This window comes from Desulfolutivibrio sp. (assembly GCF_036584575.1).
Lineage (GTDB): Bacteria > Desulfobacterota > Desulfovibrionia > Desulfovibrionales > Desulfovibrionaceae > Desulfolutivibrio.
This window is the reverse complement of sequence record NZ_JAZHDB010000174.1, coordinates 1-25,313: the sequence shown is the minus strand read 5'-3', so window position 1 is coordinate 25,313 and position 25,313 is coordinate 1. Positions and strand designations below refer to the sequence as shown.

At 63.8% G+C, this 25,313-nt stretch carries 20 protein-coding genes and 2 tRNA genes; 11 read left to right on the top strand and 11 right to left on the bottom strand.

Annotation, left to right across the window (positions count from 1 at the left end; genetic code table 11):
* Positions 1–8 precede the first annotated feature (8 nt).
* Complete coding sequence (locus V3572_RS12735; RefSeq protein ID WP_442877383.1) at positions 9–443, bottom strand: hydrogenase iron-sulfur subunit; 435 nt, start codon at positions 441–443, stop codon at positions 9–11.
* Between the two features lie 27 nt (positions 444–470).
* Positions 471–2,504, bottom strand: a complete 2,034-nt coding sequence (locus V3572_RS12730) for a CoB--CoM heterodisulfide reductase iron-sulfur subunit A family protein (RefSeq protein ID WP_332111384.1) — start codon at positions 2,502–2,504, stop codon at positions 471–473.
* A gap of 203 nt (positions 2,505–2,707) precedes the next feature.
* On the opposite strand from V3572_RS12730, the gene V3572_RS12725 reads away from it, so the two are divergent.
* The 4 genes from V3572_RS12725 (at position 2,708) to V3572_RS12710 (ending at position 8,040) form a co-directional block, all read left to right on the top strand.
* On the top strand, positions 2,708–2,950 hold the full coding sequence (locus V3572_RS12725) for a hypothetical protein (protein WP_332111383.1): 243 nt from the start codon (positions 2,708–2,710) through the stop codon (positions 2,948–2,950).
* Positions 2,951–3,178: 228 nt separating this feature from the next.
* Positions 3,179–5,077 (top strand): hybrid sensor histidine kinase/response regulator, encoded by a 1,899-nt coding sequence (locus V3572_RS12720; RefSeq protein ID WP_332111382.1) that lies wholly within the window; start codon positions 3,179–3,181, stop codon positions 5,075–5,077.
* A gap of 96 nt (positions 5,078–5,173) precedes the next feature.
* Positions 5,174–6,586 carry a sigma-54-dependent transcriptional regulator gene (locus V3572_RS12715; protein ID WP_332111381.1) on the top strand — a complete coding sequence of 471 codons (1,413 nt, stop codon included), beginning with the start codon at positions 5,174–5,176 and terminating at the stop codon, positions 6,584–6,586.
* Between the two features lie 350 nt (positions 6,587–6,936).
* On the top strand, positions 6,937–8,040 hold the full coding sequence (locus V3572_RS12710; RefSeq protein ID WP_332111380.1) for a Coenzyme F420 hydrogenase/dehydrogenase, beta subunit C-terminal domain: 1,104 nt from the start codon (positions 6,937–6,939) through the stop codon (positions 8,038–8,040).
* 789 nt (positions 8,041–8,829) lie between these two features.
* Here V3572_RS12710 and V3572_RS12705 read toward each other — a convergent pair.
* From V3572_RS12705 to V3572_RS12695, 3 genes are all read right to left on the bottom strand, one after another.
* Positions 8,830–8,907: transfer RNA gene (locus tag V3572_RS12705), tRNA-Glu, on the bottom strand.
* Between the two features lie 14 nt (positions 8,908–8,921).
* A tRNA-Gln gene (locus V3572_RS12700) sits at positions 8,922–8,995 on the bottom strand.
* Between the two features lie 207 nt (positions 8,996–9,202).
* Positions 9,203–10,276: an elongator complex protein 3 gene (locus tag V3572_RS12695; RefSeq protein ID WP_332111379.1), complete on the bottom strand. Its 1,074-nt coding sequence runs from the start codon at positions 10,274–10,276 to the stop codon at positions 9,203–9,205.
* 191 nt (positions 10,277–10,467) lie between these two features.
* Here V3572_RS12695 and V3572_RS12690 point away from each other — a divergent pair, with 191 nt between their 5' ends.
* Both V3572_RS12690 and V3572_RS12685 read left to right on the top strand, forming a co-directional pair.
* On the top strand, positions 10,468–10,884 hold the full coding sequence (locus V3572_RS12690) for an HIT family protein (protein WP_332111378.1): 417 nt from the start codon (positions 10,468–10,470) through the stop codon (positions 10,882–10,884).
* A 79-nt stretch (positions 10,885–10,963) separates the two neighbouring features.
* The gene (locus V3572_RS12685; protein ID WP_163301955.1) at positions 10,964–11,257 is read left to right on the top strand and encodes an integration host factor subunit alpha; all 294 of its coding nucleotides are present in this window, start codon (positions 10,964–10,966) and stop codon (positions 11,255–11,257) included.
* Between the two features lie 250 nt (positions 11,258–11,507).
* Here V3572_RS12685 and V3572_RS12680 read toward each other — a convergent pair whose 3' ends face one another.
* The 6 genes from V3572_RS12680 to sfsA form a co-directional block, all read right to left on the bottom strand.
* Positions 11,508–12,239, bottom strand: a complete 732-nt coding sequence (locus tag V3572_RS12680) for a septal ring lytic transglycosylase RlpA family protein (protein ID WP_332111377.1) — start codon at positions 12,237–12,239, stop codon at positions 11,508–11,510.
* A gap of 299 nt (positions 12,240–12,538) precedes the next feature.
* Positions 12,539–12,910, bottom strand: a complete 372-nt coding sequence (locus V3572_RS12675; protein WP_163301957.1) for a response regulator — start codon at positions 12,908–12,910, stop codon at positions 12,539–12,541.
* A gap of 152 nt (positions 12,911–13,062) precedes the next feature.
* Positions 13,063–15,210 carry a putative bifunctional diguanylate cyclase/phosphodiesterase gene (locus V3572_RS12670; RefSeq protein WP_332111376.1) on the bottom strand — a complete coding sequence of 716 codons (2,148 nt, stop codon included), beginning with the start codon at positions 15,208–15,210 and terminating at the stop codon, positions 13,063–13,065.
* A gap of 197 nt (positions 15,211–15,407) precedes the next feature.
* Positions 15,408–16,178, bottom strand: a complete 771-nt coding sequence (locus V3572_RS12665) for a hypothetical protein (RefSeq protein ID WP_332111375.1) — start codon at positions 16,176–16,178, stop codon at positions 15,408–15,410.
* A gap of 46 nt (positions 16,179–16,224) precedes the next feature.
* A complete protein-coding gene (locus tag V3572_RS12660) occupies positions 16,225–18,702 on the bottom strand; it encodes a Lon protease family protein (RefSeq protein WP_332111374.1) in 2,478 nt (825 codons plus the stop codon).
* Positions 18,703–18,815: 113 nt separating this feature from the next.
* The gene (gene sfsA, locus V3572_RS12655) at positions 18,816–19,598 is read right to left on the bottom strand and encodes a DNA/RNA nuclease SfsA (protein WP_442877384.1); all 783 of its coding nucleotides are present in this window, start codon (positions 19,596–19,598) and stop codon (positions 18,816–18,818) included.
* Positions 19,599–19,730: 132 nt separating this feature from the next.
* Here sfsA and V3572_RS12650 point away from each other — a divergent pair, with 132 nt between their 5' ends.
* The 5 genes from V3572_RS12650 to rpe all read left to right on the top strand — a co-directional run bounded on the left by V3572_RS12650 (position 19,731) and on the right by rpe (position 25,126).
* A complete protein-coding gene (locus V3572_RS12650; RefSeq protein ID WP_332111372.1) occupies positions 19,731–20,903 on the top strand; it encodes a pyridoxal phosphate-dependent aminotransferase in 1,173 nt (390 codons plus the stop codon).
* Positions 20,904–21,064: 161 nt separating this feature from the next.
* On the top strand, positions 21,065–22,498 hold the full coding sequence (locus V3572_RS12645; protein ID WP_332111408.1) for a sensor histidine kinase: 1,434 nt from the start codon (positions 21,065–21,067) through the stop codon (positions 22,496–22,498).
* Between the two features lie 121 nt (positions 22,499–22,619).
* Positions 22,620–23,993 (top strand): sigma-54-dependent transcriptional regulator, encoded by a 1,374-nt coding sequence (locus V3572_RS12640; RefSeq protein ID WP_332111371.1) that lies wholly within the window; start codon positions 22,620–22,622, stop codon positions 23,991–23,993.
* Between the two features lie 43 nt (positions 23,994–24,036).
* Complete coding sequence (locus tag V3572_RS12635) at positions 24,037–24,273, top strand: hypothetical protein (protein ID WP_332111370.1); 237 nt, start codon at positions 24,037–24,039, stop codon at positions 24,271–24,273.
* 178 nt (positions 24,274–24,451) lie between these two features.
* On the top strand, positions 24,452–25,126 hold the full coding sequence (gene rpe / locus V3572_RS12630) for a ribulose-phosphate 3-epimerase (protein WP_332111368.1): 675 nt from the start codon (positions 24,452–24,454) through the stop codon (positions 25,124–25,126).
* Positions 25,127–25,313: the final 187 nt, after the last annotated feature.

The following is a 25,313-nucleotide window of genomic DNA, read 5'->3' as shown; positions in this document are numbered from 1 at the left end:
TCTCGTGTTCAGATGACCATGGTGGATTTGGCCGCACTCGGCCCCAGTTCCCTGATCCGCTTGGTCAGTTCATTGATGGTGGCCGCAAACTCGTTTCCATCGCTGGCCCCGATCCAGGTCAGTTTCAGACGCTCCTGCTCGATGCCGAAACGCGGCAGGATCTCCTGGAGAAGTTTCACCCTGCGTCTGGCCTTGTAGTTGCCATTGATGTAGTGGCAATCTCCAGGGTGACATCCGCTGATCAAGACCGCGTCGGCCCCGGACAAGAGGGCCTTGATCACGTACTTCGGATCAACCATTCCCGTACACATCATGCGTATGAGCCGCACATTTGGGGATTGGATCATGCGGGCTGTCCCGGCAAGATCTGCGGCTGTGTAGGTACACCAATTACACACCATTGCCACTATTGTTGGTTCGAAATCGGTTTCTGTCTGGTCCATGCCTTCCTCCATGCCACATTTCTTGCGTTACGCTTCCTGTTTCATCTTGGACGACCAGAGGTCATCGACAACGGCGGCGGGAACAATGCGGTGCAGGGGATCGAGCAGGCCCTCGATTTCGGCGAAGACGGCCTTTTCGGTGAAATGCCTGATCTGGGCCGCGCCGCTCGGGCAGTAGCCGGCACAGGATCCGCACCCCTTGCACATGGCCTCGTTGACCACGGCGATGTGCCGCCGGTCGTCGAATTCGATGGCCGAATAGGGACAAAGCCCCACGCAGATCCGGCACCCGACGCAGATGTCGGGGTTGATCCAGCTGGTGGTGGGCGAGATGGTCACCTCGCCCTTGGCGGCCATGGCCAATGATTGGCAGGCCGCGCCCGCGGCGTGGGACACGGCGTCGGGGATGTCCTTGGGCCCCTGGCAGGCCCCGGCCAGGAAAATGCCGTCCGTGGCCGTGGAGACCGGCCCGAGCTTGGGATGCTCTTCCAGGAAGAACTTGTCCGTGCCCTGGCTGACGCCGAAGACCCTGGCCACCTGGGCGGTGTCCTTTCGCGGCTCCATGGCCGTGCACAAAACGACCATGTCCACCGGAACGCGCAGGGTTCTGCCCAGCAGGGTGTCCTCGCAGACCACCACCAGCTTCCCTTCCTCCTGCGGCGTTTTCGCCTGATCCGTGATCTCGGCCGGGCGGCCGCGAACGAAGGTCACGCCTTCCTCCTGGACCCGGCGGTAGAATTCCTCGTAGCCTTTGCCGAAGCAACGCATGTCGATGTAGAAATTAAAGACTTTGACGTGATGGCCGAGCTTGTCCTTGATGAGATGGTCGTATTTCAGGGCGTACATGCAGCACACCCGGGAACAGTATGGATGGTGGTTGACGTCGCGGCTGCCCACACAGTGGACGATGGCCACGGAATCGGGGGGCTTGCCGTTTTTCATGACGATCTTGCCGCCTGTTGGGCCCACGGCATTATTGATGCGTTCGAATTGCAACCCGGTGTAGACCTCGGGGAAGCGACCGAAGCCGTAGGGGATCAGGGGGGTGGGGTCGAGGGTGTCGAAACCGGTGGCCAGGATGATGGAGCCCACGTCCAACACCAGCTCCGTCTCCTTCTGGGTGAAGTCGATGGCCCCGGAGGGGCAGACCTTTTCACAGACACGGCACTTGCCTTTGCGGAAAAACGTACAGTTTTCCACGTCGATGACGGGCTTGTTGGGGACGCTTTGCGGTGAGTTGCGGTAGATGGCCTTGCGCTTGCCGATGCCTTCGTCGAATTCGCTGGGAACCTTTTTGGGGCACTTCTCCATGCACAGTCCGCAGCCGGTGCACAGGTTCTCGTTCACGTAGCGGGGCTTGCGTTTGACCGTCACCGTGTAGTTGCCCACAAAGCCGGTGACCTTTTCCACCTCGGAATAGGTCAGAAGGTTGATGCGCCGCTCCTGGGAGACGGCCACCATCTTCGGGGTGGAAATGCAGGCGGCGCAGTCCAGGGTCGGGAAGGTCTTGTCGAACTGGGCCATGTGCCCGCCGATGGACGGCCCCCGCTCCACGAGGTGCACGTTGAATCCGGCCTTGGAGATGTCCAGGGCGGCCTGGATGCCCGCGATCCCGGCCCCGACCACCATGACGTCCGGATGGACCTTCTCCTTGCGGGAATACAGTTCCTGGTGGTGGTTGACCCGGTTCACCGCTGCGGCCACCAGGTGCTCGGCCTTTTTCGTGGCCTCCTCCCGATCCTCGACGACCCAGGAGCAATGCTCCCGTATGCAGGTCATCTGGAACAGGAACGGATTGAGACCGGCCCGCAGGCAGGCGTTCTGAAAGGTTTTTTCATGGAGCCTGGGGGAGCAGGAGGCGACCACCACCCGGGTAAGCCCCAGTTTGCGGATGTCCCGGATGATGGTTTCCTGCCCGGGGTCCGAGCACATGAATTTGTAGTCCCTGGCCACGGCGACGTTTTTCAGTCCCGAGGCATACTTGGCGACCGTTTCAACATCCACTTTGCCGGCAATGTTGGTTCCGCAATGGCAGACGTACACTCCGATTCTGTTGGCCATCTCGCGCATCCCCTTTCAAACGGCGGCGGAGGCATCCCCCCGCCCGGCCGGTCGATTCCGTCCGTTCCGTCTCGGGTTTCCGGATTTCCGGGAAAACAACCTGTTTCCTCTGGGCTGTCCGGGAGGAGAACTCCCCTCCATGCCCGGGCGACCGTAGCGCGCCCAGGGGACTCGATCCGCGAGACTCCAAGAAACGTACCCGGATGCGTATTTATTGTGAAATCATGTGGTTAACGATTAAATCGGCTCATTTGAAAGAAAAAGAGCCTGTATTTTTGGGGCCTGCTGTCTTGCCTGGAGAGAAAATCTTACAAGACAAGACGGGAGGGAGAGGGATGCCTGCCCGGGATGCCATCATCTTGTCCTTTCGAAAGAAAAGAGCCGACCCCTCCAGGGCGGACGGAATTTCGATTTTTGTCTTACAAAACAAGACAGATTTTTCATGAAGAGGCAAACTTTCCGTCCCCATGCATTGACTCATCACCCTTATGGCGTAAAATTAGAGTACGGCTTCTCCCTGAAGCGACCAGAGAACAGCGGGAGGACCAAGCGTGAATCGATCCGGTATGTTGCGGCGAATATTTCCGTTTGGGTTGTCTCTTCGGGAGAAGATCTTGCGTCGCCGGGCCCGTGTCATAGGAAAAAAACACGCCCCCCCCGACCTCCTCCCGTCGATGCCCCAATCCTGTCAGCCGATCTTCTCCCCCCCCCTGCCGCAAGACCACAACGACTATGCGGTTCTCATCCGGCCGGACGGCAGGATCCTGTCCTGCGACAAGGCCCTGCCCAGGCGCCTGGGAGTGGGGCTAAAGGAATTTATCGGGGCGGACATTTATTCGTTTTTCGATCCGGGTATTGCCGTGGTGCGCAAAAAGGCCGTGGCCGCGGCCCTTAAGACCGGAGAGTCCCTGCGCTACAGGGATGAATCCAAACCCGGCCGGGTGTATGACACCCGAATCCTCCCCGTGTTCGACAAGGATGATCGCATCTCGGCCCTGGCCATCTTCGTAGGCGACATCAGCGCCGAGGAGCGGGGCAAGCGGGAGCGCCGCAAACTGACGGCAGGCATCGAACAGTCGGTGGACGCGGTCATCATCGCGGACATGGATTTCAACATCGAGTACGTCAATCAGTCTTTCGAGGCCATGACCGGTTATTCCAGGAGGGAGGCGTTCGGACGCAACCTGGGGACATTTTACAAGACGCCGAAACAGGAAGAAAACTTCAAGATGTGCGTCGAGTTGCTGACAAAAGGCGAGTCCTGCTCCAACCGTTTCCTTTTGGTGTCCAAAAATGGCGATGTCTGCGTGTGCGACCAGTCCGTTTCGCCGGTGCGGGCCCGCTACGGGGTCATCCTCGGGTACGTCTTTGTGTGGCGCGACGCCACCCAGGTTTCCAAGTTGGAAAAACAATTGCGCCAAGCCCAGAAGATGGAGGCCATCGGCGCCCTGGCCAGCGGCATCGCCCATGACTTCAACAACATTCTCGGTCCGATCATCCTGCACACCGAATTGTGTCTGAGCAAAACCTCCGAGGACGATCCCAACCGGGCCTCCCTGCCGGAAATCCTCGACGCCGCCAAGCGGGCCAGGGCCCTGGTCGAGCAGTTGCTGCATCTGGGCCGAAGTCGGGGCAGGGACACCCCCATCCCCTTTCGCCTGAGCTCCCTGGTCAAGGAGTGTACCAAGCTGTTGGCCCCCGGCTTTTCCCCGGGCATCCGCATCCGGCTCCAGATTGAGACCCAGTCCGACCTGACCCTGGCCGACCCGGATCAGGTGCATCAGGTGATCCTGAACCTGGCGACCAATGCGGCGGACGCCATGAAGGAGTTCGGCGGCGTTTTGACGTTCACCATCTCCGGCCAGACCATTGGCGAGAGCGACTGGAGTCGGCATCCCGGGCTTCCGGCCGGGGAGTACATCTGTCTCACCGCCAGCGACACCGGACACGGCATAAGTCCCGTCTGTCTGAAAAAGATTTTCGAGCCGTTTTACAGCACGAAAACACGATCCAGGGGCATGGGGCTGGGGCTTAGCGTGGTTCAGAACATCGTGGCCCGGATGCGCGGGAGCATCTCGGTGGAGAGTGAACCGGGGCTGGGGGCGTCCTTCCACGTCCTGCTCCCCAAGGCGCATACGCCAGAGGCCGAAGCCCTCGCGCCTTTGCACACGAGACGACCGTTGCGGAAAACGCCCCGCATCCTTTTCGTGGACGACGAGGAAGCCCTGGTCGGAAGCCTCGGCGCGGCCCTCAAGGGCCTGGGCTACGCCGTGGAGTGCAGGGTGACGGCCGCAGAGGCCCTGGGAGCCTTTTTGCGCCGTCCGGACGGATACGATCTGGTCATGATCGACTATTTCATGCCCCATATGAACGGCTTGGAGTTGGCAAGGGAGTTGTGGCGCGTGCGTCCCGGGCTGTCCGTGGTCCTTTTCTCCGCCTACGCCGACAAAATCCCGGCCCGGGAACTTGAAGACAGCGGGATCAAGGCCTTTTTGCCCAAGCCCTTCGATCTGGAATCCCTGGAAAAAACCATCGCCGCAGTCTGCGGCGAGGCCACGTCCACGAAATCGTGAACTGCTGGGACGGACGCGCCATCCCTCCGGTAAGGCCGCAATCCCAGGCCGCCGCCGCTAGTAAAAGTTCCGCAAAACGTGTATGTAGCGGGCCATATGGCCAACATCCTTCTCATCGACGACGACGTCAGCTTTTGCCGTGCGCTCGAAGCCGTCATCTCCGAAATGAATCTTCATGTCGAAAGTGCGCACACGTTGGCGGAGGGGCTGAAAAAGATCCGGCACGGGGGCTGGGACGTGATCATCCTGGATGTGGTCCTGCCCGACGGCAACGGCTTGGACGCCATCCCCGAAATCAGGCAATTCCCCGAGCAGCCGGAAATCATCATCCTGACGGGCTCCGGCGACCCGGACGGGGCGGAACTGGCCATAAAAAGCGGGGCCTGGGACTACATCACCAAGCCGCCGACCATGAACAAGATCCGCCTGCCCGTGGTCCGGGCCGTGGAATACCACGCCCAGAAAGCCTCGCAAAAAACGACCGGCGCCCTCTCCCGTGACGCGATCATCGGGTGCAGCAAGGCCCTTGAGGCCTGCCTGGACATGGTCTCCAGGGCGGCGAAATGCTCCTCCAATGTCCTGGTCACCGGAGAAACCGGCACGGGCAAGGAACTGATCGCCCGATGCATCCACGAAAACAGCGCCCGCCGGGCCGGGCCTTTTGTGGTGGTGGATTGCGCGGCCCTGCCCGAGCATTTGGTGGAAAGCATGCTTTTCGGCCACGAAAAGGGCGCCTTCACCACGGCGGACAAGAAGCATACGGGGTTGATCAGACAGGCCCATGGCGGAACCCTGTTCCTGGACGAGGTGGGCGAGATGCCCGTGGGGCTCCAGAAGGCCTTTTTACGCGTTCTTCAGGAACACCGCTTCCGTCCTGTGGGGGGGATGCACGAGGAAGAGAGCGATTTCAGGGTGGTGGCGGCCACCAACCGGGATCTGGAACAAAACGTCGTGGATTGGAAGTTCCGCCAGGATCTGCTTTTCCGGCTGCGGGGCATCGCCGTAAACCTTCCCCCGCTGCGGGAACGAACCGGGGACATCGAGGCCTTAAGCCGCCATTTCCTGGAGAAGCAGACGAAAAAAGACAAGGGAAAGCCCAAGCGGATTTCTTCGGAATTCTGGGGCGCCCTCTTGGAATATCGCTGGCCGGGAAACGTGCGGGAACTCATCAACGCCCTGGACTGCGCCCTGGCCTCGGCGGAAAACGATTCCGTCCTGTACCCCCGCCACCTGCCGATCAACATCCGGGCCACCCTGGCCCGCATGTCCGTCAACGAAGAGCGGTGCGGCGCCGATCTTGACCCCATGGAAGAGCGCATTGTCTTCAATCCCGAGAATTTTCCGACCCTCAAGGATTTTCGCTCCGAGGCTCTGGCCCGGGTGGAGCATCGGTATCTGGCCGAGCTCGTGCGCGTCTCCGAGGGCCGGATTCAACGCGCCTGCGCCCTTTCCGGCCTGTCCAGGGCCAGATTGTACGCCCTGATGAAACAATACGACATCGAACGCTGATCCGGATCGGCGGATTTTTTTAGGATCGTCCACCGGGACGTCTCTCCCAGCAAGACGTTCTCCCGGATTTTACGCCAGGCCTTCCCTCTCTCCCTTCCAGCAACAGCCTGCATTCATGGACGTTTCCGGGCCCATTCCCGGGAGCATCGCGTCGCTATTCTTGAAGAATGATACAAATCCAGTCGGAAAAGACACTTCCCGGAAAACGCGTCCCGTATTTTCAGAAATCTATCCCGATATGACTCGTTTACCTCCTGAAATTTCAAGGTATTTTAATAAGGGAACAGTTCTTGTTCTATGAGATTCACCACATGGAAGAAACCCTGCCTTGCGCCAAAAGGAGGATGGTCATGGAAAAATCCTTTACGGATCTCATTGAAGAAGTGCAAAAGCCTGGATTATGCCACCGGTGCGGTGGTTGCGTGACGTTTTGTTCCGCCATCAACTTCGGGGCGTTGGAACTCGGCCAAGGCGGCAGGCCGCAGTACAAGGATCCCGAGAAGTGTATCGAATGCGGCATCTGCTACATGATTTGTCCCGTCAATCATGAACTGGACAATGAAACGCGCAACTTGGTCAGCTGGCATGAACCCATGGGCAACGTGATCGGGACCACGGTGCTCCGGGCTCTGGACCCGGAGGTCCGCGCGGCGGGCACGGACGGCGGCGTGGTCACGGCCACCCTTTTACGCTTGTTCGACCAGGGGCGTATCGACGGGGCCATCGTCTGCCGACAGACGTCGCCTTTCGTCCGCCAGCCCGCCCTGGCCAGAACCCGTGAGGATATCTTCGCGGCCGCAGGATCGCACTACGACGAATCCCACGGCATGGAGATTTTCGGCAACGAGTATTCCACCTATTCCCCATCCATCCGGGCCATGGGCCCTTTGAGCCAGGGGGCCCTGAGCCGGGTGGCCTTCGTGGGCACGCCCTGCCAGATCAAGACCCTTCGCAAGATGCAGGCCCTGGGCATCGTGCCCTCGGACGCCATCAAGTATGTCCTGGGCCTGTTTTGCACCCAGAATTTCATTTTCGGGGAAAAGGAGCGGGCCAAGCTGGAAGAGCTCGGGGGGTTTTCCTGGGAGGACATCGCCAAGATCAACGTGCGTGAGCGTCTGCAAATTTTCACAAAAAGCGGCGAGGTCATCAAGATCGAATTTGACAAGCTCAAGTTCATGATTCGAACCGCCTGCCGGTTCTGTGACGATTACAGCGCCGAATACGCCGACATCTCCTTCGGAGGGGTTGGGGCCGAACCGGGCTGGACCACGGCCATAAGCCGCACCCCCCTGGGACGGGCCGTGCTGGCCGACGCCAGGGACTCGGTCCTGGAGCAGTACAACCTGTCGCAAAATCCCAGATATGCCTCTGAAGCGCTGGCCAAGGTGGAAGAATTGTCCAGGAAGAAGAAGGAATCCGCAGCCAGGTGTCTGGATGCATCCAGCAGGGCATAACGGCATGTCCGACGCCATGAACCCTCGTGATATTGCCGAGCGCCGCAACCTGCTTTTTGAAGATGTTGACGAACAGGGAGCGCCAGTCCTTCATGGCGGATGATTTTCGTGCCTTTCCGCCCGGCGGCTGTGCCGCCGTTGGCGGCGCAAAGCCCCGGCTTCGAAGAACCGGGGCTTTGTCATCAATCTGTGGATGCGCTCGGCGGGCGCATCCACTTGGAGGTGAAAGTCCTCTCCAGACCCGACAGGGGAACAGGGCGCCGGACGGCAAAGGTGTCCATCGCGAGGTGGAATCTGAAGGAAGCCCGCAGGCAATGCGCTGGCCCGACGAACAGGAAGCGCATGCGAGGCGGCCGCGTCGGATGAGAAGGCAAATATCTTCAAAGCCCGATACCTGCACGGAAGGCCCCTTTCCAGTTCCGCCAGCACTTCATTCTCAAGCTGTGCGAGCGGACGGGGGTCAAGCCATTCGGCTTTCTTGCCATCCGGCATCTCACCGCCTCGATTCTGTTCAGGCTCGGAAAACCTGTAGGCGTGATCCAGTCAATCCTTAGGCGCAAGAGCGCCTCGACCACGGGGCACACTCTCAGATCCTTGGGATTGGAGGAAACGCGGTCTGCTCTGGGGGATTTGGCGGGCCGTGGGCCGGGGAGGGAAGTGCAAATGAAAACCGCCCGAGGAGTGTAGCCTCAGGCGGTCGCAAAAGCGGGTCTTGGAGCAAACCGTTTCCGCAATCGTTTCCGGGCAAGGAGGCGCTGCGGAGACTTTTTGTTAAGTCCTTTAAATCTTTGGCGTCCCCAAGGGGATTTGAACCCCTGTTACCGGCGTGAAAGGCCGATGTCCTGGACCAGGCTAGACGATGGGGACGCGAGTTACGAGGTTGGCTGGGGGACTAGGATTCGAACCTAGGTTGATGGAGTCAGAGTCCATAGTCCTGCCGCTAGACGATCCCCCAGCAAACGCGTGAACGAAGGCGGATACTCGGATTCGCTATGCGTGTCAAGCGCCTGTGCGTGGTTCGGAAAAAATCACGAAAGAGTTCCCTCTGCCCCGCCCGGAGCGCCGTCCAACCGGCATGTGCCCGCTTTCGGAGCCGGGGAATACAGGCATGTCCGCCCGCCTGTCAACCGTCACAACGCCGATATCGCGAGAATGGCCGGGATCAAGGCGGGGCCGGGGGCGCGTCGCCCTCCGACGTCCATATCTCGAAGTCCGTCACGTCCGCCGGGCGCACGGAATCCCGGGTCAGGCCAAGGTCGGCGTAGGCCTGGGCCAACTCCCGGCCATGTCCCCACAGTTCGCCAACATATCGTCTGGGCGCAACCAGACCCTTGGGGCCGTGGCCAAGCCGGTGCGCCTGGTCGCGCACCAGCCAGAAAAGCGCCAGTCCCCTGGCCCGGCTCCCCAGGGCCGGATGCACAGGACCGGCCAGCACGGCGGCGTCAAGCTCGGGTTGCGGCGCCAGTCCCACCCGGATGACCCGCACCCCCGCCCGCCACAGTTCCAAAAGCCCCTCCGCCACGGCCGCAACGGTCGCCTCCACGTCCCAGGGCGTATATTCCCCGGCCCGCCACATGGCCGCCAGCCGCGTCCCGGCCATCACCAGGCACGGATAGATGCGCGCCGTCTCCGGGCCTAGCGCGGCGGCCTTGGCCACATCCCGGGCGAACATCTCCGGCGTGTGTCCGGGCAGCCCCGGCAGGAGCTGCACCCCCAGGGCCAGCCCGGCCTCGCGCACCCCCAGGCATGCCGCCTGCGCCGCGTCTGGCGCATATCCCCGGCCGCTGCGGGCAAGCACCCCGGCCTCGAAGGTCTGCACGCCAATCTCCACCATATCCAGTCCCAGGCCGCGCAGGGCGGCCAGCCGCCCGGCATGGGCGGCGTCGGGGCGTGTGGAGCAGCGCACCCGGGTTACAAGCCCCCGTTCCCGATAGGTCTGGGCCAGGGTGATGAACCGCTCGGCATGGTTCCCGGGAAGGGCCGTGAACGTGCCGCCGTAAAACCCGATCTCGTAGGGACCGCGACCGGCCGCCAGGGCCTCCGCCAGGGCCGTGTCCAGATCGCGCCGGGCCGTGTCCAGGGAGGCTGGGGAAGCTGGGGACGCGGGCGCCACCCCGGTCTGGAGATGCTGGGCGCAATAGACGCACCGCCCGACGCATCCGGCGTAGGGCAAAAACACGGGCCAGACGCGGGATTTTTCCGCTGCGGGTTCGGGATGGGCGAACCTCAGCCGCATGACCGCCCCGGATGGCGGCCGAGGGGGCCGGAAAATCGGTTTTTTGACAAAATGTGCACGAGGCCCCTTGAAAAATAATTTTTACTTAGCTATTGGATGGTTATGGTCGCGTCGTGACTTTAAACGGCATGGCCCGACAGGCGTGCGGCCGTGCCGACAAGCGTTTTTCCCCATCGTCCATGGAAACAGGCATGATCGACAAAGACTGTCTCTTTTGCAAGATCCTGCGCGGCGAGATTCCCTGCGCCAAAATTTACGAGACCCCTGCCGTGCTGGCCTTTCTGGATATCGCCCCGATCCGGCCGGGGCACGCCCTGGTCATTCCCAAGGTCCACGCCCCGTCGTTGTGGGAGCTCCCCGCCGACATCGGGGGCGACCTTGTGGCCGCGCTTCAGGTCGTGGGCCGGGCCGTGCGTGAGGCCACAGGGGCCACGGGCATCAACGTGGTCATGAATAACGGCGCCTCGGCCGGGCAACTCGTGCTGCACGCCCATTTTCACGTCATCCCCCGGGTGGAGGGCGACGGGCTTTCGCCGTGGCAGGGCGCGCCCTACGCCGACAATGCGGCCATGACCCGGATGGCCGAGACCATTCGCTTTCGAATCTAACGCCAGCCCGGGCGGCGGCGCGGCACGATGCCTCGTCCCCGACCTCCCGGCATCGGTCCACCACGCTCCGGAGGGAAACATGAGCGGAAAGACTCTCACCAAAGCGGACATCGTCGACTACATCTACGAAAAAACCGAGCGCAATCGGGCCGAGGTGAAGGTTCTCGTGGACCACCTCCTGGACATCATGAAGCAGTCGATCAAAAAAGACGACGCGCTTTTGGTCAGCGGTTTCGGGAAATTCGAGTCCTACGACAAAAAGGCCCGCAAGGGGCGCAACCCCCAGACCAACAAGAGCATCGTCCTGCCGCCGCGCAAGGTGGTGGTCTTTCGGCTGTCCCGGAAGTTTCGGGCCGAGCTCAACCCCGAATAGGCCGGGATCGTCCCGGCCACAAGGCCGTCCTCCCGGGGGCGTCCGGCCTGCCCGGCGCGTCTCGGCACTGGCCCTGGGGGGGGGCTCCTGGCCGTTCCCGGCCGCGATAGGCCGCCAACCGGCGTCGCTCGCCATGTTTTCGCGCAAAGCCCCCCGCATGCCCTTCGGCTCGGCCTGAGCGGCGTCCGGGCGCTGGGCGGTCCGCTCCGCGCCGCCTGTTCAGGCGGCGGTCTTGGCTTCAATCCGCATTCTATTCCCCGATGACGAAGGCGTTCCGGTATTCCCCGGAAAGCCGCGCCCTGGCCCGTTCGGCCTCGCTCAGGGTGGCGAAGGTTCCGGCATGGACCCGGAAGAACCGTTCGCCGTCCACGTCCTTGGAGTGGATGCGCGACTGGGCATATCCGGCCCGTTTGATGACCGTCAAAAGCCGCTGGGCATTGCGCTCGTTCACGAAGGCCCCGATCTGGACGTAGAAGGGGCCGGGCAGATCCTTGGCCGATGTCGCGCCGGGAATGCTCCCCACGCTCTCCAGCCGCACCCGGGTGGTGCCCTTGTCGTGCATGTCCAGGGCCTTGGCCCCGGCAAAGGACATGTCGATCACCCGGCCGGACACGAAGGGCCCCCGGTCGTTGACCCGCACGGTGACCGAACGGCCGTTCTCCAGGTTGGTCACCTTGAGGGTGGTGTGCATGGGCAGGATCTTATGGGCGGCGGTGAGCTTGTGCATGTCGTAGATCTCGCCGCAGGAGGTGGGCTTGCCGTGAAAGTCCCTGCCGTACCAGGAGGCCACGCCTTCTTCCGTATAGCCGTCAGCCGAGGGGATGGGATGGTAGGTCTTGCCCTTGATGGTGTAGGGGCGCTGGGTGGCCGGGGCCTTGCCCCAGCCGCCGGGCGGCGGCGAGGGGGACTTGGCGCCGCAGCCGACCAGCCAGACGGCCATAAGTCCCAGGATGAGCAGGGCCAGGGCGCGGGATCGGAGCATGCCCCACAGGCCCTCGGGCAGGGCGGCCCTGGGGCTGGCGTCCCGTGGGGCGCAGCCCGGCCGACCCCCTGCCGCGTCGGCGCCGGAGGGGCTGTGGCGCAACGGCCGGGGAAAAAAATCACGCAATGAAGGCATAGGATCACGTAGGGCTTGGGACAGGGTCGGTCCTCGACCCCGCCTTTGCGCCCAAGCCTACGGCATCCCTGGCGGAAAGAAAAGGGCGCGCCGCATGATCCGGCTCCGTTTCCCGGGCCGTGACTCCCCCGTGGGGCTGGCCAAGCGTCGCGCGGCCCGGCGGGTTACGCCCGGGGCAAGACCTTGCGGACTTCGCCCAGGATGTCCTCGCGGGAGAACGGTTTGGTCAGGGCCCCGCTCACCCCGTAGCTTCTGGCCCAATTGAGGGTCTCGTAGGCGGTGAAGGTGCTGCCGGTGGTGAAGGCGATGACCGGCAGCCCGGGGTGGGATTCCCGGAGGATGCGGATGACCTCCAGGCCCTCGACGCCGGGCATGAAGATGTCGGTCAAAAGCAGATCCACGCGGCGTTCGTTCACGGCGCGCAGGGCCTCGGCTCCGTCGGAGGCCTCCACGACGTCGTGGCCTTCTCCGGAGACGATGGCCCGGAGGGTGTGGCGGGACGTGATGTCGTCATCGGCGATGCAGATGGTGGCCATGATGCTCCCCTTGATGCTGTGGCGCGCATACCCATGTGTTCCGTTTCGCCATGTCGGCCCGGGCGACGGTTCGCTTCCGAAGCCAATGCCGACATACACGCCCATAATGACGAAACGGCGACGCCAAAAGGCGTCGGCGACAGGTCGTCGTCTCAGATCGTCGGGGTGCGGATGAACGCTGTGGCCTTGTCGTGGGGCAGGGGGCGCGAGTACAGGAATCCCTGGCCGAAATCGCAGCCGAATTCCTTGAGCAGGGCCTCCTGGCGAGGGGTTTCGATGCCCTCGGCCACCACTTCAAGCCCCAGGCTGTGGGCCAGGTTGACCACGGTCTTGACGATGACCCTGTTGCCGTGGTCGTCCATGTCGATCACGAATCCCCGGTCGACCTTGAGACAGTCGATGGGGAAGCGCTGCAGGTAGGACAGGGAGGAATATCCGGTGCCGAAGTCGTCGATGCCGATGGTGATGCCCAATTCCCGCAGGCCCCGCAGCTTGGCCAGGGCGGACTCCGGGTTGTCCATGAGCACGCTCTCGGTGATCTCCAGGCGCAGACGCCGGGGGTCGGCCCCGGTGTCGCGCAGGGATCTGACCGTCTGTTTGACCAGGTCGGGTTGCGAGAACTGTTTGCCGGACAAATTGACGGCGATGGAGAAAGTCGTGCTTGCGGCCATATCCTTGCTCCATCGGCCAAGGGCCGCGCAGGCCTCGGCCATGACCAGGTTGCCGAGCGGAATGATAAGCCCCGTCTCCTCGGCGATGTGAATAAATTCGCCGGGAAGATCAAGCCCCCCGTCCGGCCTGCGGCGGCGCACCAGGGCCTCGAAACCGACCAGGGATCTGTCGGACAGGGAATATATGGGCTGATAATACAGGATGAACTGCTTTTCTTCCAGGCTGCGCCGCAGTCCCGTCTCCACGCCCATGTCGTGTTCGGCCACCTCGCGCATCACCCAGTCGAAGACCTTGATGCGTCCCACGCCGCTGCGCCGGGCATGGTTCATGGCAATGGTGGCGTTTTGCAAAAGCTCCTCGGGGCGCTCGTAGTCCGCCGGTCCCAGGACGATGCCCATCCCTGCGGAAAGATAGAGTTTCTGCCCCTCGACGGTCATGGCCTCCTTCAGGCTGTCGCGGATCTTGCGGGCCACCCGCAGGGCGTCGCCCGGGGAGGCGATCTCCTCAAGCAGGATGGCGAATTCGTCGCCGCCCACCCGGGCCACGGTGTCCAGGCGGCGCACATGGCGTTTGAGCAGGGCCGCCACCCGGCACAGCACCTTGTCCCCGGCCAGATGCCCCAGGCTGTCGTTGATGAGTTTGAAACGGTCCAGGTCCAGGAAGATCAAGGCATAGACGTAGTTGAGGCGGCGTTTGGCCCGTTCGATGGCCCGGTGCAGCCGGTCCAGGCACAGGGATCGGTTGGGCAGGTCGGTCAGGGGATCGTGAAAGGTGCGGTGCTGCAGGAGTTGCTCGCCCCGGCGCAGGTCCGTGACGTCCTCGATGATGGCCGCCACCTGCCCGGGGCTTGGGCTGTAGGCCTCGACCAGGAAATATTGATTGAGGTCGCCCAGGTAGTTTTCGAAACGGGAGGAGGCACGCTCCGTGGCCACCTGCCCCAGGGTCTCGATCCAAAACAACTCCACTCCGGGGATGACCTCGCGCAGGCGTCGTCCTTCCACCTCGCCCCGATGAAACCCCGTGACCCGCTCGAAGGCCGGGTTGACCTCCAGGATGCGCAGATCCGTCACCTCGCCTTTGCCGTCCCATACGACCTCGAACAGGACAAAGGCGTTGAGCATGCGTTCGAACAGCCTGCGGAAACGATCCTCGCTGCGCTTGAGGCTGATTTCCGTGGCGTGTTTGTACAGGGCCACTTCAATGGCGCTTTGCAGCCAGCGTTCGTCCACGGGCTTGATGACATAGCCGTAGGGAGCGGTCTTGGCCGCCCGGCGCAGGGTCATCTGGTCGTCATGGGAGGTGATGTACACCACCGGAATGTCGTGGATCTCGCGGATGCGCCGGGCGGCCTCGATGCCGTCCATGCCGCCGTCGAGGAAAATGTCCATGAGCACCAAGGCCGGCGGGGTGTCCCGGCAGATGTCCAGGGCCGCCTCGCCCGAGGTGGCCAGGCCGGCCACGGCATAGCCGAGCTTTTTCAGGCGGGCTTTGATGTCCAGGGCCACGATGCGCTCGTCCTCGACCACCAGGATGCTCTGGGGCGGGGGCGCTGCGGGCGCGTCTTCAGGCGGCGCAAGGGAAGACGGGGATTGGGCCGTGCCGACCTTGCCGAGGGCCTGTCTGTTCACGAATGCGTACTCCAATGGCGCTGTCGCCAACCGGCGGGCCTGTTTCCCGGGTGCGGCGCAGGTGGTTTCCCGGCGGGGCCGTCCCCGTGGTCCGGTTCCGGGTGGACGTCGACCCGGATCGTATCCAAACCCGGGTATTTATCACCCCCCGGGCGCCGTGCGGTCAAGTCGGTTTTTCCCTCAGATCCGGGCAGGCCTCATTCCCGCAGCCTGGCCTGCCAGGCGGCGACCGCCGCCCGTTCGTCCAGGGCCGCCCGGCTGGCCGGAGTGATCCGGCAGGCGGCCTCGGCGGCCTCGGCGGCCTGGGACACCCAGCCGCCCTCGCGCAGGCTGCGCGCGGCCATGACCTCGAGCATCTCCGGGGCGTCCTTGTAGACCGAGGCGATGAGTTCGCGGTAATTTTCCTCGAAGACCAGACGCACCAGGTCGTTGCGTTTGAACAAAAAACGGGCCAGCCAGTGGTTTTGTTCCTGGTCGGCCAGGTATTGGGGGAAAAGCTTGCGGCATTGGCGGATGATGAACCGGATGCGCCGTATCTCGCGCTGCATGCTCTCGTTGGTCTGCATGAGCAGTTGGAACAGTTCCCGGCTGATGATGAGGTCGGTTTCGGGAAGCTCGCTCTCCTGCATGGCCCGGAACCAGGGGGCGTAGTTTTGTTGCTGGTAGGCGTCCTCCTTGAGCTTCATGGTCTCGTGGAAGATGTAGCCGATGCACCAGTCCAGAAATTGCCCCACGGGATTTTTGTCGTCGTGGTCCCGGAACAGATGGTGGGCCGTGTCCTTTAAGCGCCACAGCAGGCCTTTGTTCATCTGTTCGCCCAAAAGGTCGCGCAGAGCCTCGAAGACCATGCCCGCACCCTGGTCGAACTCCCGGAAATGCTCTTCCAGCACTTGCGCGGACAGGCAGAAGTCCCGCACCAGATCGCGCACGAATTCGGCGTGCTTTTCCCTCAGCCAGTTCTTGGTCATGACGCCTTGCTCCTCACCCGGCCGTGTACCCCGCCCGTGCGGGGGGTCATCTGCCCACGTCCCGGCACACGCCCTGGCCCGCCCATTCGGTCGTCCGCGTTGGGCGCAGGGCCAGCCGGGCCAGTCTGGTGAGCCGTTCGTCCACCAGCCCGTACAGGCTGCCCGAGGGAAACGAGCCGTCCGCGCCGCGCTTTCCGGCCGGGATGCCGGTCAATATCTCCATGGCCTCCTCGATGCGGCGCACGGGGAAGATGTGGAACTGGCCCCGGGCCACAGCCTCCACCACCTCCTCGGGCAGCATGAGGTTGTCCACATTGTCTGCGGGCAAAAGCACGCCCTGTTCGCCCGTGAGCCCCCGCCTGCGGCATACGGCGAAAAACCCCTCGATCTTCTCGTTGACCCCGCCCACGGCCAAAATGGCCCCGGACTGGGACACGGCCCCGGTGAAGGCGTAGCACAGCCGGATGGGCCGCTCGGCCAAGGCCGACAGAAGCGCCGCCAACTCCGCGCCCGAGGCCGAATCCCCCTCCACCTCGGCGTAGCTCTGCTCGAAGCACAGCGATCCGGTGAGCACCAAGGGCTTGTCCTGGGCGAACCGGCCCAGCAGATAGCTTTTGAGGATCATCATGCCCTTGGTGTGGATGGGGCCGCCAAGCTCGGCCTCGCGCTCCAGATCCATGATGCCGCCGTGGCCCACGCCCACGGTGCAGGCGATCTGGTGCGGCAGCCCGAAGGCGTGGTCCCCGATCATGCGCACGGACAGGCCGTTGGCCCGGCCCACGGCCATGCCCGAGGTGGCCACCTTGAGCATCTCCCGGTCGTATTCGGCCAGGTATTCCTCCTCGAAGAGGTCGGCCCGGAAATCCCGGGCCGTCACCGCCCGGGCCAGATGGCCCCGCTCCACGCAGGTCGCCCCGGCCATGCGGGCCAGGGCCTCGGCCTCGATCATCAGCTCCCGCAGCAGCGGAATTTTCAGCGACAGCTTGGCCTGGTCCTCGGCCAGGTGCGAGGCGTGGTCCACCAGGGCGGCCAGGGCGTCGCGGGAAAACGGCATAAGCCCGGCGTCACGGATGACCCGGCAAAGCAGGGAGACCAGGATGGCCGTATTCTCCGGGGTGCGGCGCATGGTGTCCTGGAGGTGGGCCTTGAGTTTGAAAAGTTTCTGGAAGCGTTCGTCGGTGTACAAAAGCAGTTCGTAGGTCTCGTCCAGGCCCACCAGGATGATTTTGACGTCGAGCTGCACGGGTTCGGGCTCGATGGTCCGGGTCCGGGCGTGCTCGGCGCCCTCGGAGGGGTCTTCCACCCGGGCCTGGCCCGAGCGCAGGGCGCGCAAAAGCCCCTCCCAGGCCGTGGGGTTTTGCACCAGATCCTCCACCTTGACGATGAGGAAGCCGCCCCCGGCCCGGTGCAGGGAACCGGCCTTGACCAGGGTGAAATCCGTATACAGCGCGCCAAGCTCGGATTCGCGCTCGATGCAGCCCATGAGGTTGAAATAGGTGGGGTGGTCCTCCACGATGACCGGCGCGCCGGTGGTCTGGGAGTTGTCCACGAAGAGATTGATCTCGTAGCGGTAGAAGATGTCGTCCAAGGGCACGCCGTCGGGACCGGAAAGGCCGCTGTGGCCGCCATGTCCCGGCGGGGGCGTGGGAGACGATCCGCCCGGTCCCCCTGCGGCGGCCAGGGCGTCCAGATTGTCCAGGATGTCCTCGCGCATGGCCTTGAAATGGCCGGAAAGGGCCTCGTTGGCCCCGAATTCGTCGAAAAGGGGGGCCAGCCTGGCGTCGAGAACCTCCGAGGCGGTCTCCCGGTCCAGGCTTTTTTCCTGGTCCCGCAGGCCTTTCTCCTCGCGGGTGATGCGCCGCAGATATTCCCCCATCTCTTCCAGAAGGCGGTCGCCCCGGCCCTTGAGCTCCTTTTTGAGATCCGGGTCCAGGTGCTCGAACTCCTCGTCGCTGACCACCTTGCCTTCCAACAGCGGATACAGGGTCAAGGCCCCCTGGTCGTCCAGGGCCAGGGAAAAACCCTCGTCCTTGGCCCGGGCCTCCATGTCCGCATACAACTCGTCGCGGCCGGTGTTGAACCCCCGCAACAAGGTCTGGCGTTTGGCCAGATAGGCCTCGCGTTCGAAATGGGCCGGTATCTCGTCCCGCACGTCGGCCACGGCCTTGGCCATGGCCGATTTCAGCCTGCGGCCCTGTCCGGCCGGAAGGCGGATGATCCAGGGCCGGTCGGGATCCTCGAAATTGTGGACGTAGATCAGGTCGGGAGGCGGGCTGCCGCCTGCCGCCGCCGGGTCTAGGAAGCATCTGGCGAAATAGGTGCGGCCCAGATGCGGATCGCCGGCCAGATAGACGTTGTATTCGCGGCTTTTGATGGCCAGGGCCATTTCCATGGCCGAGTGGGCCCGGGGCTGGATCTTGGCCAGGGCCTCGGGATCCTCGGGGATGTCCCGGCTGTCCTGGGCCGGGATGGAGGCCGGATCGCACGCCGTGCGCAGCCGAGAGGGGGAAAGGGGGATGGTCATGGATGCTCGTTGTGGTTGGGTGTGGATCAAGCTGGCCCGGCCAGGCCGCGCCGGGGGGGCGAAAAACCGCCCCGTGACTGCGTTTCCAAACATACGGCCTTCCGTGCGGGTTGTCACCCTCGGTCACGGGGAAAGGCGGCGTCCGTGCGCCGGGGGCATTCCGGAAACGGGGCCAGGGGCAGGCGTCCGCCCAGGTCGATGCCCTCCGGGCCGCACCCGGCCCGCACGGCCCACATGGCCACCCCGGCGCCTGCGGCCTGCCAAAACAGGTCCGCGTATTCCGGGTCGATGATTCCGGCCGGGCCGAAGCAGGCCCCGTCGGGGCGCTGCACCAAAAAAAGACAGGCCGCCCGGGTTCCGGTCGTCCGACCCTCCAGGGCCACCCGGGCAAGCTCCACCAGATGCTTTCTCCCACGCGTCGTGGCCGCGTCCGGGAACAGGGCCGCCTGGTCCTCGACCATGGTCACGTTTTTGGTCTCCACCAGAAGCGTCCCGGCCGGGCCGCTGAGGCGGGCGTCCAGGCGTCCCCCGGCAAAGGCCGGTTCCGGCTCCAGGCGGTCGTAGGACGCGTCCGCCGCATCGCCCGTGATCTCGGGCAGCCGCCCGGCCCGAAAGGCCGCCGCCAGAAGCCGGTTGGGCGTCAGGGTGTTGACCCCCACCCAGAATCCGCCGGAAAAGGTCGGCATCCACACCATTTCCAGGGTGTGGGGCAGCTTGCGGGCGGGGTTGCCGCTGACGGACAGCAGCACGGGAGAACCGGGCCGCAGTAAGCCCAGCATGCTGCCGGTGTTGTTGGTGTGGGCCGTAAACGGCCCGTGGTCTCCGACGACGTCCACCAGAAAGCGCAGGCGCCGCCGCACCAGCCGGGCCCGGACGAGCCCGCCCGGAAAAACCATGAGCGGCGTGGTCGCCGTGGCGGGTGATGAATTTACCTTTTCCGAGTATTCCACTACAAAGACGCCCGTGCCGCCGTTTTGTCCGGCCGCTGCCGTATTTCCCGCAAACCTCGACCTTTGGGGATGCCCGTCATGCTCACCGCCCTGCGCCTTTTATGCGTCAAGCCTTCGGCCACCTTGGCCATGAGCGCCAAAGCCAAGGAAATGAAGGCCGCCGGCCGCCGGGTCTTGGACCTGTCCGCCGGGGAGCCGGATTTCCCCACCCCAAGCCACGTCAAAGACGCGGCCAAGGCCGCCCTGGACGCCGATTTCACCCGGTACACCGCCGTGCCCGGCATCCCCGAGGCGCGGGCCGCCGTGGCCGGATATTTCAAAAAATTTCGCGGGGTGAGCGCGCCTGCCGAGGCCGCCATCATCACCAACGGCGGCAAGCAGGCCCTCTACAACATGATCCAGGCCTACGTGAACCCCGGCGACGAGGTGCTCATTCCCGCCCCCTACTGGGTCAGCTATCCGGACATGGTGCGCCTGGCCGGGGCCGAACCGGCCTTTGTGCCCACCACGGCCGAAAGCGGCTTCAAGATCACCGTGGAGGCCCTGGAAAAGGCCCGCACCCCGAAAACCACCATGCTCATCGTCAATTCCCCGTCCAACCCCACGGGCTGCCATCACACCCAGGCGGAGCTGGACGCCATCGCGACGTGGGCCTTTTCGCGCGGCGTCTTCGTCCTGTCCGACGAGATCTACGACCAATTGGTCTACGAACCCGCCCAGCCCGCCAGCATGGCCGGGTGGTGGGAAAGAAAACCAGAGATGGTGGGCATCGTCAACGGCCTGGCCAAAAGCTTTTCCATGACCGGCTGGCGCGTGGGCTACGCCCTGGCCCACCCGGACCTCATAAAGGCCATGAGCAAGCTCCAGGGACAGTCCACCTCCAACGTCTGCTCCTTCGTGCAAAAGGCCGCCGTGGCCGCCTTAAACGGCCCCTTCGACGCCGTTTTCGCCATGCGCGCGGCCTTTCATCGCCGCCGCGACCTGGCCCTGGCCATCATCAAGACCTGGGAGCGGGCCGTGTGTTCCACCCCCCAGGGCGCGTTCTACCTCTTTCCCGACCTGTCGGGGTATTTCACCCCCGAGGCCCCGGACAGCACGGCCCTTTGCGCCAGGATCATGGAGGCCACGGGCGTGGTCACCGTGCCCGGCGCGGCCTTTGGCGACGACGCCTGCCTGCGTCTGTCCTACGCCACGGACGAGAAAAGCCTCACCGAGGCCCTGACGCTCATGGGCGGGGTGCTCAAGGGATAGGCCCGTCCCGGGCCGCCCCCGGAAGGGGAGGCGCTTTGGGCCGCCACTCGGCGGCGGATGTGGGCGGACGGCGGATCCTCCGGGCCGCCTCCCCCGACCGTCAGACCCGGCCGCCGCCTGCGGCCGAAGGAGCCCCCTTGGACAAAAAACCCGCCAAGGACATGGAACAGTCCCTGGGACTGGTCAAGTTCATCTCCTGGAGTTCTTTGGCGTTTATCCTGCTCATCAACCTCTTTCTGTCCATCTTCCTGTCCAACTACGGCCGACAGGAGGTGCTCTCCAAGCAGAAGGAGTTCGCCAGGCTTCTGGCCGAAAACCTGAACCACCAGATCTATCAGCGGTTCACCCTGCCCACGGTGTTGGGCTTTGGCCGGGTGGAGCTGCAACAGCCCGCCCAGTACGAGCAGCTCGAAAAGGTCATCACCTCCACCATCCACAGCTTCCACGTCATGGAGCTGCGCATCTACGACTTCGACAAGCGCATCTCCTACGCCACGGAAAAAGACCTGATCGGCCAGACCGGCTACACAGGCGAGGCCGTGGTGGAGGCCCTGGACAACGGCAAAAGCGACTTCCAGGTGTTAAGCCGCACCGGGGCCCTGGGCGGCATCCTGGACTTCACCCCCCAGCCCGGGGCGGTCATCCTGCGCACCATCTACCCCCTGCGCACCGAGCGGCCCATGTCTTCCGGGGCCCCGGCCGGGGTCATCATGGGGGTTTTGGAGATCACCCAGGACATCACCGAAGACTACCAGAAGGTGGTCAATTTCCAGCGCATCATCATCCTCTCCGCCGTGGCCTCCTCCCTGGCCCTGTACATGGCGTTGAGCGTGATCATGCGCCGGGCCGGACGCATCAACGCCCAGCGCATCCAGGAACGCGAGATGCTCGAGCGCGAGTTGCAACAGCAGGAGAAGCTGGCCGGCATGGGCCGGGTGGTGGCGGGCATCGCCCACGAGATCCGCAATCCCCTGGGCATCATCCGCAGCAGCGCCGAGCTTTTGCTCAAAAAGGCCGAAAAGACCGGCGACCCCACAAGCCGCATTCTGGCCGCCATTTTCGAGGAATCCAAACGGTTGAGCAAAACCGTGGGCGATTTTCTGGACTACGCCCGGCCCAAGACCCCGCGCCAGGAGGATGTCGACCTGGCCCTGATCCTAGATCAGGTGCTGGCTTTTCTGGAGTCCAAGTGCGAGGAACACGGCGTGGCCGTCATCCGCGACTACGCCAAGGGCATGGTCATCCGGGGCGACAAGGATCTGCTGTACCGGGCGGTCTACAACATCGTGGGCAACGCCCTGGACGCCATGGTCATGGCCCCGGCCCAAAACGGCCCGCCGGACGGGCATCGCCTGGAGATCCGCCTGACCGCCGATCCCAACGGGGTGCTTTTGGCCATCGCCGACACCGGCCCGGGGTTCGACCCCAGCCACAAGGACAAGGCCCCGGACCCGTTTTTCACCACCAAGGACACGGGCACCGGGCTTGGCCTGGCCATCGTCAAAAACATCCTGGAAAGCCATAACGCCACGCTCACCCTGGACAACGCCGAGGGCGGCGGGGCCCGGGTGGAGATGCGGTTTCCCGCCGCCTGACGGCCGGTCCTGGCGCGAATCCCGCGACGGGCGCAGCCCCGGGGCGGGTGTTGCCCAAACGGCGGGGATTTGAAAAAATCAGGCCGCTTTCGAGTTGCAGTCGGACAAGGAGACGGATGACATGCCGAGCCAGATACTGATCCTCGACGACGAGAAAAACTACCTGCTGATCCTCGACGCCATGCTCACGGACGCGGGCTATGCCGTGACCCCCCTGGACGATCCGGAGACCGGGCTGGCCTACCTGGAGGAGTCCGAGGTGGACGTGGTGATCACGGACATGAAGATGCCCAAGGTCACCGGGCAGCAGGTGCTGGAATTCGTCAAAAAAAACTACGCCCACGTGCCGGTGATCATCATGACCGCCTTCGGCAGCATCGAGGGCGCGGTGGAGGCCATGCGCTACGGGGCCTTCGACTACATCGCCAAGCCCTTCGCCAACGACGAGCTGCTTTTGACCGTGGACAAGGCGGCCCGTTTCGCCGCAGCCCAGCGCGAGAACATCATGCTGCGCCAAAGCCTGGAGGACCGCTATTCCCAGCACCAGATCATCGGCCGGGGCAAGGCCATGACCCGGGTGCTGGAACTGGTGACCAAGGCCGCGCCGTCCAAGAGCACGGTGCTCATCACCGGCGAGTCGGGCACGGGCAAGGAGCTCATCGCCAAGGCCATCCACTACGCCTCGCCGCGCAAGGCGGGGGCGTTCGTCTCGGTCAACTGCATGGCCTTAAGCTCCGGGGTGCTGGAGAGCGAGCTTTTCGGGCACGAGAAGGGGTCGTTCACCGGGGCCGTGGCCCGCAAGCGGGGCCGCTTCGAGATGGCCCACGAGGGCACCATTTTTTTAGACGAAATCGGGGAGCTCTCGGCGGACCTCCAGGTCAAGCTGCTTCGCGTGCTTCAGGAGCGCAAGATCGAGCGGGTGGGCGGGTCCGAGACCATCGAGGTGGACATCCGGGTGCTGGCCGCCACCAACAAAAACCTGGAAGAGGCCGTGGCCGCCGGGGAGTTCCGGGAGGATCTGTTCTACCGCTTAAACGTGGTGCGTCTGGACATGCCCCCCCTGCGCGAGCGCCGGGAGGACATCCCCATCCTGGCGGCCCACTTCCTGGAGCGCTACGCGGCGGAAAACAACAAGCCCTTCAAGGGCTTTTCCCCCGAGGCCATCGACTACCTCACGGCCTACGAATGGCCGGGCAACGTGCGCCAGCTGCAAAACGTCATCGAACGCTGCGTGGTGCTGTCCTCGGGGGAGGTCATCGGCGTGGAGGATCTGCCGCTGGAGATCAAGGACGAGGAGTCGCAGTACAAAAGCGCCGTGGACCTTTTGCCGGTGCGCATCAACCTCAACGAGACCCTGGAGAAGATCGAACTGGCCCTGGTCAGGCGGGCCCTGGCCCGTTCCAATTTCGTGCAGGTCAAGGCCGCCGAGATGCTGGGGCTCTCCAAGAGCCTGTTGCAGTACAAGCTTAAAAAATACAAGCTGACGGGGCATTAGACGGTTCGGGCGGGGGTACGCCCGGCGCCGGGAGGAGAGGGGAATGAACAAGAAAATATCGCTCGCGCTTTCCGCAGGGCTCTTCCTGCTCGGGTGCGGCGGCAAGACGTATTATGAAAGCGCCGACAAATCGAAAAACGAAACGGAACGTGAGCACATGGAGTGCGAATACGAGGCCGAGAAGGCCACGGCCTCGGTGGTGGACAGCGACGAGCGCCGGGAACGCATCGATTCCCTGGTGGACAAATGCATGCGGCTCAAAGGCTACCAGCCCGAGTAACGCCGCAGCCCTGACGGGAAGGCGGCCTTTTCCCCAAAAAAATGCGTGAAGGGACGTCTGCCCGTCGAGCGGTTCGGGAGGCCGAGCGAGGCCAAGGCGGCGCCGCCGCCGCACGGCCGCCCGGGGGATTGTGGACCAGGCGCAAAAAGCATAGAGGACGAGGAAGGGAATTTTGATCATGAACGCATCTTTCATCCTGTCGCCGTCGCTTTTGTCCGCCGACTTCGGGCGGTTCGCCGACGAGCTCGCCGCCCTGGAAGACGCCGGGGCGGCCTGGGCCCATCTCGATGTCATGGACGGCCATTTCGTCCCCAACATCACCTTCGGCCCGCCCATCATCAAGCGCCTGCGCCAGAAAAGCCGCCTGTTTTTCGACACCCACCTCATGATCGAACGGCCCGAACGCTACCTGGCCGAATTTCGCGACGCCGGGGCCGATCTCATCTGCGTCCATGCCGAATCCACGGTCCACCTGGAGCGGGCCTGCGCCGAGATCGCCCGCCTTGGGGCCAAGCCCGCCGTGGCCCTCAATCCGGCCACGCCCCTGTCAGCCGTGGAATACCTCCTGCCCCAGCTTTTCATGGTGCTCCTTATGAGCGTCAACCCCGGTTTCGGGGGCCAATCCTTCCTCCCCTTCTGTCTGGACAAGGTCCGCGACCTGCGGGCCATGATCGACGCCCGGGGCCTGTCCACCCATATCCAGGTGGACGGCGGGGTCACCCCGGAAAACACGCCCGCGCTTGTGGCCGCCGGAGCCGACATCCTGGTCTCCGGGTCGGCCTTTTTCGGCCATCCTCCCTACGGGGAGCGGTTAAGGACGTTCCATGAAGCGGCGCGACAAGGATCGGCCTGAGGCCCTCGACAGGGATCAGCCATCTTCTCCTTCCTCGGGACATGGCCATGAGGCGGCTGCTGCGGCCGGTCCTTCGGGCCAACCCCCATCCGCCCCCCCCGTGGTCCCGGTCCCCCGGAAAGGCCTGGCGATTAAACCGCCGGCCAACTACTTTCCTGGTGATGACCCAAGCCGTGAGCCGCTGATG

Coding starts and splice junctions, on each gene's coding strand:
- V3572_RS12660 (WP_332111374.1), bottom strand. CDS start 18,702: ATGACCATCCCCCTTTCCCCCTCTCGGCTGCGCACGGCGTGCGATCCG.
- V3572_RS12675 (WP_163301957.1), bottom strand. CDS start 12,910: ATGGCCACCATCTGCATCGCCGATGACGACATCACGTCCCGCCACACC.
- V3572_RS12735 (WP_442877383.1), bottom strand. CDS start 443: ATGGACCAGACAGAAACCGATTTCGAACCAACAATAGTGGCAATGGTG.
- sfsA (WP_442877384.1), bottom strand. CDS start 19,598: ATGGTTTTTCCGGGCGGGCTCGTCCGGGCCCGGCTGGTGCGGCGGCGC.
- V3572_RS12645 (WP_332111408.1), top strand. CDS start 21,065: ATGGAACAGTCCCTGGGACTGGTCAAGTTCATCTCCTGGAGTTCTTTG.
- V3572_RS12635 (WP_332111370.1), top strand. CDS start 24,037: ATGAACAAGAAAATATCGCTCGCGCTTTCCGCAGGGCTCTTCCTGCTC.
- V3572_RS12665 (WP_332111375.1), bottom strand. CDS start 16,178: ATGACCAAGAACTGGCTGAGGGAAAAGCACGCCGAATTCGTGCGCGAT.
- rpe (WP_332111368.1), top strand. CDS start 24,452: ATGAACGCATCTTTCATCCTGTCGCCGTCGCTTTTGTCCGCCGACTTC.
- V3572_RS12720 (WP_332111382.1), top strand. CDS start 3,179: ATGCCCCAATCCTGTCAGCCGATCTTCTCCCCCCCCCTGCCGCAAGAC.
- V3572_RS12690 (WP_332111378.1), top strand. CDS start 10,468: ATGATCGACAAAGACTGTCTCTTTTGCAAGATCCTGCGCGGCGAGATT.
- V3572_RS12685 (WP_163301955.1), top strand. CDS start 10,964: ATGAGCGGAAAGACTCTCACCAAAGCGGACATCGTCGACTACATCTAC.
- V3572_RS12695 (WP_332111379.1), bottom strand. CDS start 10,276: ATGCGGCTGAGGTTCGCCCATCCCGAACCCGCAGCGGAAAAATCCCGC.
- V3572_RS12715 (WP_332111381.1), top strand. CDS start 5,174: ATGGCCAACATCCTTCTCATCGACGACGACGTCAGCTTTTGCCGTGCG.
- V3572_RS12640 (WP_332111371.1), top strand. CDS start 22,620: ATGCCGAGCCAGATACTGATCCTCGACGACGAGAAAAACTACCTGCTG.
- V3572_RS12650 (WP_332111372.1), top strand. CDS start 19,731: ATGCTCACCGCCCTGCGCCTTTTATGCGTCAAGCCTTCGGCCACCTTG.
- V3572_RS12710 (WP_332111380.1), top strand. CDS start 6,937: ATGGAAAAATCCTTTACGGATCTCATTGAAGAAGTGCAAAAGCCTGGA.
- V3572_RS12725 (WP_332111383.1), top strand. CDS start 2,708: ATGCGTATTTATTGTGAAATCATGTGGTTAACGATTAAATCGGCTCAT.
- V3572_RS12680 (WP_332111377.1), bottom strand. CDS start 12,239: ATGCTCCGATCCCGCGCCCTGGCCCTGCTCATCCTGGGACTTATGGCC.
- V3572_RS12730 (WP_332111384.1), bottom strand. CDS start 2,504: ATGGCCAACAGAATCGGAGTGTACGTCTGCCATTGCGGAACCAACATT.